We start from the raw sequence: 14209 nt of genomic DNA, 5'->3' as shown, positions 1-14209 counted from the left end.
ACCGGCCCCCCCCCCCCCCCCCCCGGGCCCCGGGGGCCCCCCCCGGGCGCGCCCCGCGGCCAGCGGTCCCGGTAGCGCCGGGCCATGCCCGGCGGGCCCTTCGGCCCGGTAGGTGCCGACCGTTGGTCGGCACGCATTTGCGCCCCCCGGCCGGTAGAATGGCCACCGCTGTCCACCGCCCGCTCCCGGAGCCCCCATGCCCGTTGAAGCCCAGCCGGAAGCCGCCGTCGTCGATGCGAACGGTGCGCCCGGCTATCTCTCCATTCGTGACCTGCGCAAGGAATTCGATGGCTTCGTCGCCGTCGACGACGTCAACCTGGACGTGCGCAAGGGCGAGATCTTCGCCCTGCTCGGTGGCTCGGGCAGCGGCAAATCGACCCTGCTGCGCTGCCTGGGCGGCTTCGAGACGCCCACCAAGGGCAGCATCACCCTCGATGGCCAGCGCCTGGACGCGCTGCCGCCGTACCAGCGGCCGGTCAACATGATGTTCCAGTCCTACGCCCTGTTCCCGCACATGACGGTCGAGCAGAACATCGCCTTCGGCTTGAAGCAGGACGGCCTGGCCAAGGACGCGATCAGCCGGCGCGTGGGCGAGATGCTCGACCTGGTGCAGATGGCCCACCTGGGCAAGCGCAAGCCGCACCAGCTCTCCGGCGGCCAGCAGCAGCGCGTGGCGCTGGCGCGGTCGCTGGCCAAGGGGCCCAAGCTGCTGCTGCTGGACGAACCGATGGGCGCGCTGGACAAGAAGCTGCGCTCGCAGATGCAGCTGGAACTGGTCAGCATCATCGAATCGTCGGGCGTGACCTGCGTGATGGTCACCCACGACCAGGAAGAGGCCATGACCATGGCCACCCGCATCGCGGTGATGGATGCCGGCTGGATCCAGCAGGTCGGCAAGCCGGATGAGGTCTACGAGCAGCCGGCCAACCGCTTCGTCGCCGGCTTCATCGGCTCGGTCAACCTGTTTGAAGGTGTCATCGACGAGGACCTGCCGGAGTACGTGACCGTGCGCTCGCCGCTGTTCCCCGCACCGGTCTACATCGCCCACGGCATCACCTGCTACGAAGGGCAGCCGGTCGCGTTCGCGCTGCGCCCGGAAAAGGTGATGATCGGCAAGGACGAACCGGAAGCGCCGACCAACAAGGCGCAGGGCGTGATCGAGGACATCGCCTACTTTGGCAGCCATTCGGTCTACCACGTGCGCCTGCCCAGCGGCGCCAAGGTGCTGGCCAACTTCGCCAACTCGCAGCGCTGGGCCAGCGATGGCCTGACCTGGGGCGACCAGGTGTGGGTGCACTGGCGCGACAACGACGGCGTGGTGCTGACCTCATGAGCGCGGCAGGCCTGAAGCGCTGGCTGCCGGGCGCGCGCGCCACGGTCATCGGCATTCCGTACCTGTGGCTGCTGCTGTTCTTCGCGGTGCCGTTCCTGATCGTGCTGATGATCAGCTTCTCGCACAGCCGGGTCGGCTCGCCGCCGTACACCTGGCTGCTGCAGTACGTCGATGGCGCGTTCTCGCTCAAGCTCAACCTCGAGAATTACCTGGCGCTGTTCCGCGATTCGATCTACGCCCAGGCCTTCCTGAGCTCGATCAAGATCGCGGCCATCTCCACCTTCCTCACCCTGCTGATCGCCTACCCGATGGCCTATGCCATCGCGCGCCTGTCGCCGGCCGCGCGCAACGTGGCGATGATGCTGGTGGTGCTGCCGTCATGGACCTCGTTCCTGATCCGCGTCTATGCGTGGAAGGCGATCCTGGACCGCAACGGCCTGCTCGACCAGTTCCTGCAGTTCACCGGCCTGCAGTCGCTGATGACCAGCATGGGCCTGCCCAAGCTGCAGCTGATCGACACTCCCACGGCGGCCTACATCGGCATCGTCTACTGCTACCTGCCGTTCATGGTGCTGCCGCTGTACGCCAACCTGGTCAAGCATGACAACCGCCTGCTGGAAGCGGCCTACGACCTCGGCGCCAAGCCGTGGCAGGCGTTCCTGCGCATCACCCTGCCGTTGTCCAAGGCCGGCATCGTCGCCGGCTGCATGCTGGTGATGATCCCGGCGGTGGGTGAATTCGTGATCCCGGAAATGCTCGGCGGCTCGGAAACACTGATGGTCGGCCGCCAGCTGTGGAACGAGTTCTTCAACAACCGCAACTGGCCGGGTGCCTCGGCGATGGCGGTGGCGATGATCCTGCTGCTGCTGGTGCCCATCCTGTGGTTCAACCGGTCCCAGCAGCGCCTGCTGGAAGGGAAGCAGGCATGAGCCCGCGTAGCGCAAAGGGCCTGGGCCTGGGCGTGCTGCTGCTCGGCTTCGCCTTCCTGTACCTGCCGATCCTGCTGCTGATGTTCTATTCGTTCAACAGCTCGCGGCTGGCGATGGTCTGGGCCGGGTTCTCCACCCGCGCCTACAGCGACCTGTTCGCCGACCGCGCGCTGATGGATGCGATGTGGACCAGCCTGGTGGTGGCGTTCTGGACCGCCTGCACCGCCACCGTGCTGGGTACGCTGGCGGCGATGGTGATGACCCGCTTCCGCCGCTTCCGCGGCAAGCAGGTGTTCGGTGCGCTGGTCACCGCGCCGCTGGTGATGCCCGATGTGATCCTCGGCTTCTCGCTGATGGCGCTGCTGGCCTCGATGGGCGCCATTCCCGGCTTCCCGGCGCGCGGCCTGGCCACCATCTGGATCGCCCATGTCACCTTCACCCTGTGCTTCGTCACCGTGGTGGTGTCCTCGCGCCTGCAGGAAATGGATCTCTCGCTGGAAGAAGCTGCGATGGATCTCGGCGCCAGCCGGCTGACCGTGTTCGGCCGCATCACCCTGCCGATCATCGCTCCGGCGCTGGTGGCGGGCTGGCTGCTGGCCTTCACCCTGTCGCTGGATGACGTGGTGGTGGCCAGCTTCGTTGCCACGCCGGGCTCGACCACGCTGCCGATGAAGGTGTTCGCCTCGGTGCGCATGGGCATCAGCCCGAAGATCAACGCGCTGGCGACCCTGCTGGTGTCGGCGGTATCGGTGGCCGCGGTGATCGGCTGGTACATCAACGCGCGTGCCGAGAAGCGGCGCCAGCGCGACCTGCAGCTGGCCCGCCAGGACAACGGCTGACGCCCGCACGCCGCCGCCATGCGGCGGCAACACCCGGCTCACGGGTGCCGGCGCAGAATGCGGATCTGCCTGATGGAGATCCCCCATGACCGTCGAAATCGTCAACCCGGCCACCGGCCAGGTCACCTACCGCCATGAACTGCTCGGCGCGGCCGGCATCGAACAGCGCCTGCAGGCCGCCGCCGAGGCGTTCCCCGTGTGGGCCGAGCGATCCCTGCAGGATCGCGGCGCCATCCTCAAGAGCATCGCCGCCCAGCTGCGCGCACGCCGCGATGACCTGCAGCAGGCAATGACCGGCGAGATGGGCAAACTGAAGGCCGAGGCCTTGGCCGAGGTCGAAAAATGCGCGGCCGCCTGCGAGTTCTACGCCGACCACGCCGCGGATTACCTGAAGCCGCAGATCATCGACACCGAGGCGCAGCGCAGCTACGTTCGCTACGAGCCGATCGGCTGCGTGTTCGCGGTGATGCCGTGGAATTTCCCGATCTGGCAGGTGTTCCGTTTCCTCGCCCCGGCCTTCATGGCCGGCAACGTGGCCCTGCTCAAGCACGCCAGCAACGTGCCGCAGTGCGCCGACCTGATCCTGGCGGTGTGTCGTGACGGTGGCCTGCCGGCGGGTGTGTTCGACGTGCTGCACATCGACAACGACCAGGCCGCCGAGGTGCTGCGCGACGCGCGGGTAAAGGCGGTGACCCTGACCGGCAGCGAGCGGGCAGGGCGCTCGATTGCCTCCAATGCCGGCAGCCAGCTGAAGAAATCGGTGATGGAGCTGGGCGGCAGCGATGCCTTCGTGGTGCTCGACGATGCCGACCTGGACAAGACCGTCGCCGCGGCGGTGAAGTCGCGCTTCGACAACAGCGGGCAGACCTGTATCGCGGCCAAGCGCTTCATCGTGGTCGAGGCGGTGGCCGATGCATTCACCCAGCGCTTCGTCGACGCCGCCGGCCAGCGCCAGTACGGTGATCCCAACGACGGTGCCACCACGCTGGCACCGATGGCCCGTGCCGACCTGCGCGACGAGCTGCACAAGCAGGTGCAGGCCAGCGTGGCCAAGGGCGCACAGGTCCTGGCAGGCGGCGAGCCGATTGCGGGAACCCACGCGGGCTATCCGGCCACCGTGCTCGACCAGGTGGGCCCGGGCATGCCGGCCTACGACGAGGAACTGTTCGGGCCGGTCGCGGCGGTGATCCGGGTCAAGGACGAAGCCGAGGCGCTGCGCGTGGCCAATGACACCCGCTTCGGGCTGGGCGGCAGCGTGTGGACCGGCGACGTGGTGCGCGGCGAGCGCTTCGCCCAGCGCATGGAATGCGGCGCGGCCTTCGTCAACGCCATCGTCAAGAGCGATGCGCGGCTGCCGTTCGGTGGCAGCAAGGAGTCGGGCTTCGGCCGCGAACTGGCCGACCACGGCATCCATGAGTTCATGAACATCAAGACCGTCTACGTGGCCTGATCTCCGCTTCTGTAGAGTCGAGCCATGCTCGACTGCTCTGCGCTCTCGTAGAGTCGAGCTTGCTCGACTGCTTTGGCAGCCATCAGTCGAGCAAGCTCGACTCTACGCAACGCCTCGTACAGCAGTCGAGCATGGCTCGACGCTACAAAAAACGCCCTACAGCCACTTCGCGCGCTTGAACAAGCGGTACAGCCCCACGCACACCGCGGCCACGCCGACGATCATCAACGGGTAGGACCACGGCTGGTTGAGCTCGGGCATGTGGCTGAAATTCATGCCGTACCAGCTGGTGATCAGGGTCGGCGCGGCCAGCAGCGCCGCCCACGCACCCAGGCGCTTCACCGTCTCACCCTGCGCCAGCGTCACCAGCGACAGGTTCACGCTCAGCGCCGTGCCCAGCATCTCGCGCAGGGTGTCGATCACATCGCTGATGCGCGCGGCATGGTCGTGCACGTCGCGCACGTACAGCTTCACTTCGTCGGGAATCAGGTCGCCCTGGTAGCGGCGCAGCTGCGCCAGCACATCCTGCAGCGGCGCCACCGCCATGCGCATCTTGTTCAGTTCGCGCTTGAGCTCGTACAGGCGCGTCACCGTGCTGCGCTTGTAGGTCTCGGCGAAGATGTCCTTCTCCAGCAGGTCCAGCGTGTCGCGGAAGCGGGTAGTGATCGGCAGGTAGTTGTCCACCACGAAATCGGCCACCGCGTACAGGCAGTACGACGCCCCCATCTTCAGCAGCTGCGGCTCGCGTTCCACCCGCGCGCGTACCGGCGCGTAGGACAGCGATGCGCCGTGGCGCACGGTCACCAGGAAACGCGGGCCGAGGAAGGCGTGGGTTTCACCGTACTGGATGCGCTCGTCGACCATCTGCGCGGTGGTCATCACCACGAACAGCGAATTGCCGTAGGCCTCGGCCTTCGGGCGCTGGTGCGCGTTGCGCGCATCCTCGATGGCCAGGTCGTGCAGGCAGAACTCTTCCTGCAGTTTCAGCAGCACGTCGTCGTTGGGGTCGAACAGGCCCACCCAGACGAAGCCGTTGCCACTGGCGATCACATCGCTGATGGCGTCCAGGCTGATGTCGTGGCGCTTGCCCTGGTCATCGTAGTGGACGCAGTTGATGACGCAGGCGGGGTTGTTCGACGCGGGTGCGGAAGCGGAGGCGGGCAATGACATGCCCGCCATCCTGCGTCAGCGGGGTGTTTCGGACAAGTGAGGACGACGGGCCAGCACCCAGGCCAGCGCGACGTGCACCGGCAGCAGCAGCACGATCCACTGCACGTTGTACTGCGCCTGCAGGCTCAGCCAGTGCAGCACCAGCGCCGCCACGGACTGTGCGGCCAGCAGCCACAGCACGATGCTGAACATGCGTCCCGGCACGCGCCGGCGCAGCAGCGCGATGGCGCCCGGCAGCAGCAGCACCGCCAGCGGCGAGAGCAGCAGCAGGTTGCGGTTGGCCCACGCGGCGTAGTGGATGCTGAAGCCCCACAGGAACACCAGCACGCCACCGAACAGGGCGCACAGCAGCCAGAACGGCAGGGCGATGCCGGCCAGCAGGCGCGGGCGGCTGCGCAGGGCCAGCACGCCGGCGGCGATCACCAGGCCGCACAGCAGCCACGGCCACCAGCGCCGCGCGAATTCCTTCGGCTCGGGGTCGATGCGGTGCGGCAGCAGTTCCTGCTCGCTCTGCACCAGCGGCCGGCCATCGCTGTTGCGCACCTGGCGCAGCGCATCGGCCAGGCGCATCGGCACGAAGGCTTCCTGCCAGCGCGACAGCGGCTGGTCGGCGAACGGACCGAGGCCGACGTCGAAGCCCAGCCACATCCACGGTGCCGGTGATGCCAGGCGCACCGATTCGCTGCGGTAGGTGTTGCCACGCGAACGTCCGGACAGCTGCGCATGCAGGCCGCCATCCAGTGCCTTGTCGAGGGTGTCGCGCACCATCGTGGCGCAGTTGGCGGTGTAGTAGTCGTAGTGGTAGCGCGCGTTCTCAGGTTTGGCCCGTTCGGCCAGGCCGGCGGCCAGGGCACGCGCCTGGTCCGGGCGCAGGTCCAGCCACTGCACGCTGGCACCGCGGCCGGTCTCGTCGTAGTACGACAGGTCCTGCTGCAGCGGCAGCGCTACCAGGTAATACATCATGTCGCCGCGTGCGAAGCGGCTGATGAAGTCATCCTCGGACGGATCGAAGTAACCGAAGTTGTACGAGATCGCCTCGCCGCTGACCGGGTCGAGCACCACGATGGCGTCGTGGCCGAAGCGTTCGAAGAACACCTTGCCCGGCTGCATGGTCACCACGCCGATGCGCGGCGCCGGCGCTTCCTGCGGGGCGGCGGCATCGGTGGCCGGCGCGGCGGCCATCGCCTGCGCGAAGGCCGCCTGCGGCAGGGCCATGGCCAGCACGCACAGTGCCAGCCACACACTCAGGATCAGGCCCCGGCGCTTCAAGCGTCGTCCTGCTCGTCCGGCGGCAGCACCGTCACATGGAAGGCCTGCACCCGGCGCGCATCGGCGCGTGCGACGCGGAACATGAAGCGGTCCAGCGCCAGCTCGTCACCGACCTCGGGCAGATGGCCGATCGCCTCGGTCACCAGGCCGCCGATGGTGTCGTAGTCCTCGTCGGAGAACGTGGCGCCGAAGCGCTCGTTGAAATCGCCGATCGCGGTCAGCGCGTCGACCACGTAGCGGCCGTCGGCCTGGATCGCGATCTGCGCCGACTGGTCCTCGGCCTCGTCGTGCTCGTCGTCGATCTCGCCGACGATCTGCTCCAGCACGTCCTCGATGGTGACCAGGCCGGCGACACCGCCGTACTCGTCCACCACCATGGCCATGTGGTTGCGCGACAGGCGGAATTCCTTCAGCAGCACGTTGAGCTTCTTCGCCTCGGGGATCAGCACCGCCGGGCGCAGCAGTTCGCGCACGTTGGCCGGCCCGTTGTCGGCGACCACGCCGCGCAGCAGGTCCTTGGCCAGCAGGATGCCAAGGATGTCGTCCTTGTTCTCGCCGTGCACCGGGAAGCGTGAGTGGCCCGATTCGACGACCTGTTTCATCAGGTCCAGGAAGGGCGCCTCGACCGGCAGCGAAACCATCTGCGAGCGCGAGATCATCACGTCGCCCACGGTCAGCTCGGCCACCGAAATGGCGCCTTCCATCATCTTCAGGGTATCGGCGGCGATCAGACCCTCTTCCTGCGCGGTGTGCAGGACAGCGACCAGCTCGTCGCGGGTATGGGGTTCGCCGGAGAAGGCGGAGGTCAGGCGTTCAAGCCAGCCGCGCTTCTTTTCATTGGGCTCCAAGGAGGAGCTACTACTGTCGTCTTCTGACATCTCTGGAAAAAGGGCACCCGGCAAGCCGGGCGTTGTCCCAAGTCTAGCAGGATGTTGGGGCCTTTCAGTGACCGCCGGCGGCCGCGGCCGGAACCTCGTCCTCGGCCGGCAGATCCAGGCTGTAGGTACAGCCGGCCAGGGTCTTGCCGGGGTGGCTGGCCACCGTGGACACGCTGAGGATGATCGATTCGATCTGGGCCTCGCCGGTCCTGGGGTCGGTCACGTCGCGGCTGACCACCTCGCGGCCGGCCATGAACTTGCCGTCCTGGTCGTAGCCGGTTTCCAGTTCCAGGCGCTTGGCCAGCGGGTGCGGGTCGGCCTGGTCCAGCACGGCCATCACGCTGGCGCCGGCCACGGCCACCCGCTCGGTCTGCTGGCCGAACACGGTGATCGGCTTGGCCAGGCGGAATTCGCTCATGAACTGGTTGCCCTGCGGCAGCGGTTGCAGGCCCTGGGCCACGGCCTTCAGCGGGTCGGCCAGCAGCGGTGCCAGCGCGGCATGCTCGGCCACGCCCTGGCGGCATTCGATCAGCGCCGGCAGGTCCAGCGGGGCGGCCGAAGCGGGGGCGGCGAGGGAGGCGAGCAGCAGGGGCAGGGCAGTACGCAGCAGCACAGGCAGGAGATCCGCGATGAAGGATGCCCGGACATGGTAGCGGCGGTGGACGGCGACCGCGACCGGTCGGCGGCTACGCCCTCAGCCCTACCGTGCCGAGCGCCGGCGCGTCCAGGCAGCCCGCACCCCGCCGCTGGCCAGCGCCCACAGCGCCATCACCGGCAGCGTCAGGAACACCACGGTCAGGACCACGTGGATCAGACCCATCACGATGCCGGCTGCCAACGTCAGGTAGTTCGGCTGCAGCGGCATCGGCAATCCGACCGGGCCTGTATGGCCGCGTACCAGCATGTAGGCGGCGGCAAGCGCGAACAGGGCGAGCAGCTGCACCCGGGGCGCCCGGAAGAAAGGCAGGCTGCCGCTGCCGCGGTGCAGGCGGCGCAGCACGAAAACGCGCCAGCTGAGCGGGGCGGTGCACACGCCGACCAGCGGCAGCAGCAGTGCGATCACCGATAGGGCGTTGAACATCTGCGGAGGGATCAGGCCGTGCGGCAGGCGCGACTGGACAAGGCCAATGAGGAACGCTGCCAGCAGGCTGACCGGCGACACCAGCGCAAGCGTGAGCAGCAGCCAGTGCCGGCCATCGGGGTGGCGCGCGATGTTTCGACGCGCCACGTACAACCCCACGACCGTGACAAGAATGCAGATCGCAGGTATGGCCAGCGCGGCCATGAGTTGACCCTTCATCGTCCATGTCTCCCGGGAATGTCTGCCCGAGAGTAGCGCGGTCCGGGCCTCAGCGCTCGCCGGCGTAAGGATCCTCGATGCCCAGCTCGGCCAGGATCTCGCGCTCAAGCTGCTCCATCGCCTCGGCTTCCTTGTCGTCCTCGTGGTCCCAGCCCAGCAGGTGCAGCACGCCGTGCACGGTCAGGTGCGCGTAATGGGCGTTCAGCGCCTTGCCCTGCTCGTCGGCTTCGCGGGCCACCACCGGCGCGCAGATCACCAGGTCGCCCAGCAGCGGGAATTTCACCCCCTTGGGCAGGCCTTCGGGCACGTCGGCCGGGAAGCTGAGCACGTTGGTGGCGTAATCCTTGCCACGGTAATGCCGGTTCAGCGACTGCCCTTCCTTCGCATCGACCACGCGGATGGCCAGGTCGGCCTCGCGGATGCGTCCCTTCAGGGCCGCCGCCACCCATTTGCGGAAGCTCACCGCCGCTGGAAGGCCGGTGCGGGGCAGGGCGTAGCTGATGGCGACATCAAGTCGCACGGGGCCTTTGGTCATGGGGTAGCTCCAGGTTGAATCTGATGCAGGTCGCGGCGATCGTAGGCATTGACGATGCGGGCCACCAGCGGGTGGCGGACCACGTCGCGCGCTTCGAAGAACGTGAACGTCACGCCCTCCACATCGCGCAGCACGTCGATGGCATCGCGCAGGCCCGACTTCACGTGCTTGGGCAGGTCGGTCTGGGTCAGGTCGCCGGTGACCACCGCGGTGGAGCCGTAGCCCAGGCGGGTCAGGAACATCTTCATCTGTTCGATGGTGGTGTTCTGCGCTTCGTCCAGGATCACGAACGCATCGTTGAGCGTGCGCCCGCGCATGTAGGCCAGCGGCGCGATCTCGATGACGTTCTTTTCCAGCAGCTTGACCACCTTCTCCACGCCCATCATTTCGTACAGGGCGTCGTACAGCGGGCGCAGGTAGGGGTCGACCTTCTGGCTCAGGTCGCCGGGCAGGAAGCCCAGCTTCTCGCCGGCTTCCACCGCCGGGCGCACCAGGATCAGCCGCTGCACGCGCGATTCGTTCAGTGCTTCTACCGCGCTGGCCACGGCCAGGAAGGTCTTGCCGGTACCGGCAGGGCCGATGCCGAAGTTGATGTCATGCGTGGCGATCTGGTGCAGGTAGCGGCCCTGGTTGGCGCCGCGGCCGCGCACGGTGCCGCGCTTGACCTTGATCGCCACGTCCTGCGCTTCGTAGGAGCGCTCGGCGATCTGCTCGACATTGGCCTGCGCCAGGCGCAGGTGGATGGCGTGGCTGTCGAAGGTGGTCTCGGCGGCTTCGACGTACAGCGCCTCGATCAGCTTCTGCGCCTCGACGATGGCCTCGTCCGGCCCGCTGATGCGGAACACGAAGCCGCGGTTGGCGATCTCCACGCCGAGCTTCAGCTCGATCTGGCGCAGGTGCCCGTCGAAGGGACCGCACAGGTTGGCCAGCCGCTCGTTGTCTTCCGGCGACAGGGTGAAATCTCGATGCTCGATGCTTTTCATTGCGTGGGGTGGGGCGGGTTCGCCGTCCACCGCGATGGACCCAGGGAAGACAAGATTAGCGCGCGGACGGGCGGGGCGACAGTTCTCCACACCGGGTGTGGATCGGCGCCGAAGAAAGCTGTGGACAAGTACTTGCGGAGCCTGCGCGGCAAGGGAGGTGAAGCGCTGGTGAAAAATGTGCCAGGAGGACCGGCCCTTGGTAGGTGCCGACCGTTGGTCGGCACACCTTCCTTACTCCGCCACCACCCGCGCACGCAGCGAATTGGTCAGCGCCTCGGTGATCACCACGTCGACGAACTGGCCGATCAGGCGCGCCGGCGCCGGGAAGTTCACCGAACGCATGTTCTCGGTCTTGCCGGTCAACTCGTTCGGGTTCTTGCGCGAGGGGCCTTCCACCAGCACGGTCTGCACAGTGCCGACCATCCTTTCGGAAATGCCGGCGGCGTGCGCATTGATGCGTTCCTGCAGGCGCGACAGCCGCGCATGCTTTTCCGCATCGCTGATCGTGTCCTCCAGATCAGCCGCCGGGGTGCCCGGGCGGCGCGAATAGATGAAGGAGAAGCTGTGGTCGAAGCCGATGTCCTCGATCAGCTTCATGGTCTTCTCGAAATCGGCATCGGTCTCGCCGGGGAAGCCGACGATGAAATCCGAGCTGATCGAGATGTCCGGGCGCACCGCGCGCAGCTTGCGGATCTTCGACTTGAATTCCAGCGCCGTGTAGCCGCGCTTCATCGCCGACAGCACGCGGTCGCTGCCGGCCTGGACCGGCAGGTGCAGGAAGTTGGCCAGCTGCGGCACGTCGCGGAACGCGTCGATCAGCGAGTCGCTGAACTCCAGCGGGTGCGAGGTGGTGAAGCGGATGCGGCCGACGCCGTCGATCTCGGCGATGGTGCGGATCAGCAGGCCCAGGTCGGCGAATTCACCGTCACCGTAGGGGCCACGGTAAGCATTGACGTTCTGCCCGAGCAGGTTGATCTCGCGCACGCCCTGTGCGGCCAGCTGCGCCACTTCCACCACCACGTCCTCGAACGGGCGGCTGACTTCGGTGCCGCGGGTGTAGGGCACCACGCAGAATGAGCAGTACTTGGAGCAGCCTTCCATGATCGACACGAATGCCGACGCGCCGTCGGCACGCGGTTCCGGCAGGCGGTCGAACTTTTCGATTTCCGGGAAGCTGATGTCCACCTGCGGGCGCTTCTGCTCGCGGCGGGCGCGGATCAGTTCCGGCAGCCGGTGCAGGGTCTGCGGCCCGAACACCAGGTCCACGAACGGCGCGCGCTTGATGATCGCTTCGCCTTCCTGCGAGGCCACGCAGCCGCCCACGCCGATGATGACTTCGCGGCCCTTGTTCTTCAGGCCCTTCCACACGCCCAGCTGGCTGAAGACCTTCTCCTGCGCCTTCTCGCGGATGGAGCAGGTATTGACCAGGATGACGTCGGCGTCGTCCGGGGTATCGGTCAGTTCCAGGCCATCGCTGGCGGCAAGCACGTCGGCCATCTTGGCCGAGTCGTACTCGTTCATCTGGCAACCGTGGGTCTTGATGTAGAGCTTGCCTTTGACCTGGTCGGGCTTGCGCGGACCAGTGGGCAGGGCAACGAGCGGGGTACCGCCCGGGGCGGGCGGAAAGACGTCTGGCGTCCCGGTCATGGCGCTTAATCCATTCGGGTGGCGGGAAAGCGGGCAATTCTACCCGCATCCCACGCCGCCCGCCGCGCTGCGCGCTCGCGGGGCATGGCCCCGCGCTACCGTACACGTCGCCGCCCGTCGGCCAATCATCGTCCGCCATCCGGTAGCGCCGGGCCGTGCCCGGCGGCCCTTACGCCGCCACCAGCTCCGCGTCGATCTGCCGCGAGCGGTCGAACGCGGCCAGCGTGCCCATCCGGTCGATATAGGCCGCGGTGGCCGGGGCCGGCTGCACCAGCCCGAATTCGCGCATCCAGCCCAGCGCATTGCCCCACAGGATGTCCGCCGCGCTCAGGGCCTCGCCCAGCAGGTACGGGCCCTGCGCCAGCTGCGCCTCGATCACCTGCAGCACGGTCTCGGCATCGTTGTAGGGCGACATCATCCGCGGCGGCGGCTCGCGGTGCAGGGCCTTGTCGGTCATCGCCGGCTCGAAACAGGCGCCGTAGAAGGCCATCCAGCGCAGGTAGGGGCCGCGCTGCGCATCGCCGATCGGCGGCGCCAGCCCGGCTTCCGGGTACAGGTCGGCCAGGTACAGGTAGATGGCCACCTGTTCGGTCACCAGCGCACCGTTGTGGATGATGGCCGGCACCTTGCCCATCGGGTTGATGGCCAGGTAGGTCGGGGCCAGGTTGGCACCGGCCTTCAGGTCCAGCACCTGCAGCCGGTAGTCGGCGCCGAGTGCCTCGAGCAGGGCGACGGCGCCGCTCGAGCGGGAACGGGCGGCGTGGTAGAGGGTGATCTGGCGTGCAGACATGGCAGGGCTACTTGCGGTGGGTGGTGAAGCGGGAGGCCATGCTGGGGCACAATCGCGGACGACTTCTGTCCTCGATTCTTCATGCGCCATACCGCCCATCGACTGCTGCGCCTGATCTCGCTCCTGCAGGCCCGCCGGCACTGGTCCGGCGCCGAGCTGGCCGAGCGCATGGGCGTGGAGCGGCGCAGCATCCGCCGCGACATCGAACGCCTGCGCGAGCTTGGCTACCCGGTGCAGGCCTCGGCCGGGGTCGGTGGTGGCTACCGGCTCGGTACCGGCGCGCCGGTGCTGCCGATGCTGCTGGACGAGGAGGAGGCGACCACCCTGGCCATTGCGCTGCGGGCCGCCTCGGCCACCCTGTCCGGTATCGACGAGACCGCCCGCGGCCTGCTGTCCAAGCTCGACCCGCTGGTGCCGACCCGGCGCCGGCAGCAGGCCGGCGAGGTGCATGCGGCCACCGCCACCCTGTCCGACCTGCCGGCCACCGATGCGCGCCTGCTCGGCCGCCTGGCCCAGCACTGCCGGCAGGCCGCACGGCTGACCTTTGAGTACCGGAGCGCGCAGGACGTGCTGACCCAGCGCCAGGTCGAGGCCCAGCACCTGGTCAACTACGGCCGTCGCTGGTACCTGCTGGCCTGGGATCTGATCCGCGAGGACTGGCGCACCCTGCGCGTGGACCGGATGGGCGCGGTGCAGCAGCAGCCCGGGCCCGGCCTGCACCGGCGCACCCCGGCGCCGCCCGACGTGATGGTGCGGCAGGCCGTGAGCCAGGCGCCTTTCACCCTGCAGGCCACCCTGCGCCTCGCCGGCAGCCTGGCCGAGCTGGAGGGTCGCATTCCGCCCTGGTGCGGGGTCCTTGAGCCCAAGGGCCCCGATCACTGCCTGCTGCGCATGGGCGCCGAGAGCCGCGGCATGATGCTGGCCCAGATCCTCAGCCTGGACCGGCTGCCGATGGCGCTGTGGACCTCGCCGCCGGAACTGCGCGACGAACTGGCCCAGCGCCTGGCCGGGCTGGGCCAGCTGCTGGCTGTGCCGGCGGTCACGGACTGAGCGGGGCGGCTTGGCAAGGCCCGGCGAAGCTGGGAC

The 14209-nt window shown here is 68.0% G+C and carries 14 protein-coding genes; 5 read left to right on the top strand and 9 right to left on the bottom strand.

The genetic code is table 11. The annotated features are described in order from the left end of the window. Positions 1-196: 196 nt before the first annotated feature. The 4 genes from potA (at position 197) to IAE56_RS08895 (ending at position 4551) form a co-directional block, all read left to right on the top strand. On the top strand, positions 197-1333 hold the full coding sequence (gene potA / locus IAE56_RS08910) for a polyamine ABC transporter ATP-binding protein (RefSeq protein WP_200752280.1): 1137 nt from the start codon (positions 197-199) through the stop codon (positions 1331-1333). Continuing rightward, the gene (locus IAE56_RS08905; protein ID WP_200752279.1) at positions 1330-2262 is read left to right on the top strand and encodes an ABC transporter permease subunit; all 933 of its coding nucleotides are present in this window, start codon (positions 1330-1332) and stop codon (positions 2260-2262) included. The genes potA and IAE56_RS08905 overlap by 4 nt, the downstream gene beginning before the upstream one ends. After that, entirely contained in the window at positions 2259-3101 is an 843-nt protein-coding gene (locus IAE56_RS08900; protein ID WP_108768374.1) for an ABC transporter permease subunit, read from the top strand. The genes IAE56_RS08905 and IAE56_RS08900 overlap by 4 nt, the downstream gene beginning before the upstream one ends. 85 nt (positions 3102-3186) lie before the next feature. Next, positions 3187-4551 (top strand): NAD-dependent succinate-semialdehyde dehydrogenase, encoded by a 1365-nt coding sequence (locus tag IAE56_RS08895; protein ID WP_200752278.1) that lies wholly within the window; start codon positions 3187-3189, stop codon positions 4549-4551. 156 nt (positions 4552-4707) lie between these two features. Here the strand turns inward: IAE56_RS08895 and IAE56_RS08890 are convergent, their stop codons facing one another. The 9 genes from IAE56_RS08890 to IAE56_RS08850 all read right to left on the bottom strand — a co-directional run bounded on the left by IAE56_RS08890 (position 4708) and on the right by IAE56_RS08850 (position 13123). Then, positions 4708-5730, bottom strand: coding sequence for a magnesium and cobalt transport protein CorA (locus IAE56_RS08890; protein WP_200752277.1), 1023 nt, complete (start codon positions 5728-5730; stop codon positions 4708-4710). Between the two features lie 6 nt (positions 5731-5736). Next, positions 5737-6990 (bottom strand): DUF4105 domain-containing protein, encoded by a 1254-nt coding sequence (locus IAE56_RS08885; RefSeq protein ID WP_200752276.1) that lies wholly within the window; start codon positions 6988-6990, stop codon positions 5737-5739. Continuing rightward, entirely contained in the window at positions 6987-7868 is an 882-nt protein-coding gene (locus IAE56_RS08880) for a transporter associated domain-containing protein (protein WP_108768378.1), read from the bottom strand. Before IAE56_RS08880 ends, IAE56_RS08885 begins: the two co-directional genes overlap by 4 nt. 64 nt (positions 7869-7932) lie before the next feature. Further along, entirely contained in the window at positions 7933-8478 is a 546-nt protein-coding gene (locus tag IAE56_RS08875) for a hypothetical protein (protein ID WP_200752282.1), read from the bottom strand. Positions 8479-8568: 90 nt separating this feature from the next. Continuing rightward, positions 8569-9153, bottom strand: a complete 585-nt coding sequence (locus IAE56_RS08870) for a hypothetical protein (protein WP_200752275.1) — start codon at positions 9151-9153, stop codon at positions 8569-8571. Between the two features lie 64 nt (positions 9154-9217). Further along, complete coding sequence (gene ybeY, locus IAE56_RS08865; protein WP_108764644.1) at positions 9218-9703, bottom strand: rRNA maturation RNase YbeY; 486 nt, start codon at positions 9701-9703, stop codon at positions 9218-9220. Continuing rightward, positions 9700-10686, bottom strand: a complete 987-nt coding sequence (locus tag IAE56_RS08860) for a PhoH family protein (protein WP_108768380.1) — start codon at positions 10684-10686, stop codon at positions 9700-9702. Before IAE56_RS08860 ends, ybeY begins: the two co-directional genes overlap by 4 nt. A 231-nt stretch (positions 10687-10917) precedes the next feature. Next, positions 10918-12333 (bottom strand): tRNA (N6-isopentenyl adenosine(37)-C2)-methylthiotransferase MiaB, encoded by a 1416-nt coding sequence (gene miaB, locus IAE56_RS08855; RefSeq protein ID WP_200752274.1) that lies wholly within the window; start codon positions 12331-12333, stop codon positions 10918-10920. Positions 12334-12502: 169 nt separating this feature from the next. Beyond that, on the bottom strand, positions 12503-13123 hold the full coding sequence (locus tag IAE56_RS08850) for a glutathione S-transferase family protein (protein WP_200752273.1): 621 nt from the start codon (positions 13121-13123) through the stop codon (positions 12503-12505). An 81-nt stretch (positions 13124-13204) separates the two neighbouring features. Between IAE56_RS08850 and IAE56_RS08845 the strand changes: the two genes are divergently transcribed. Beyond that, on the top strand, positions 13205-14173 hold the full coding sequence (locus tag IAE56_RS08845) for a WYL domain-containing protein (RefSeq protein WP_200752272.1): 969 nt from the start codon (positions 13205-13207) through the stop codon (positions 14171-14173). The last annotated feature ends 36 nt before the right edge of the window (positions 14174-14209 follow it).

The sequence above is a fragment of the Stenotrophomonas sp. S41 genome (assembly GCF_016624625.1).
Taxonomy (GTDB): Bacteria; Pseudomonadota; Gammaproteobacteria; order Xanthomonadales; family Xanthomonadaceae; genus Stenotrophomonas.
Note: the sequence above shows the minus strand (reverse complement) of the source record. Positions and strands in the feature narration are given on the sequence as shown.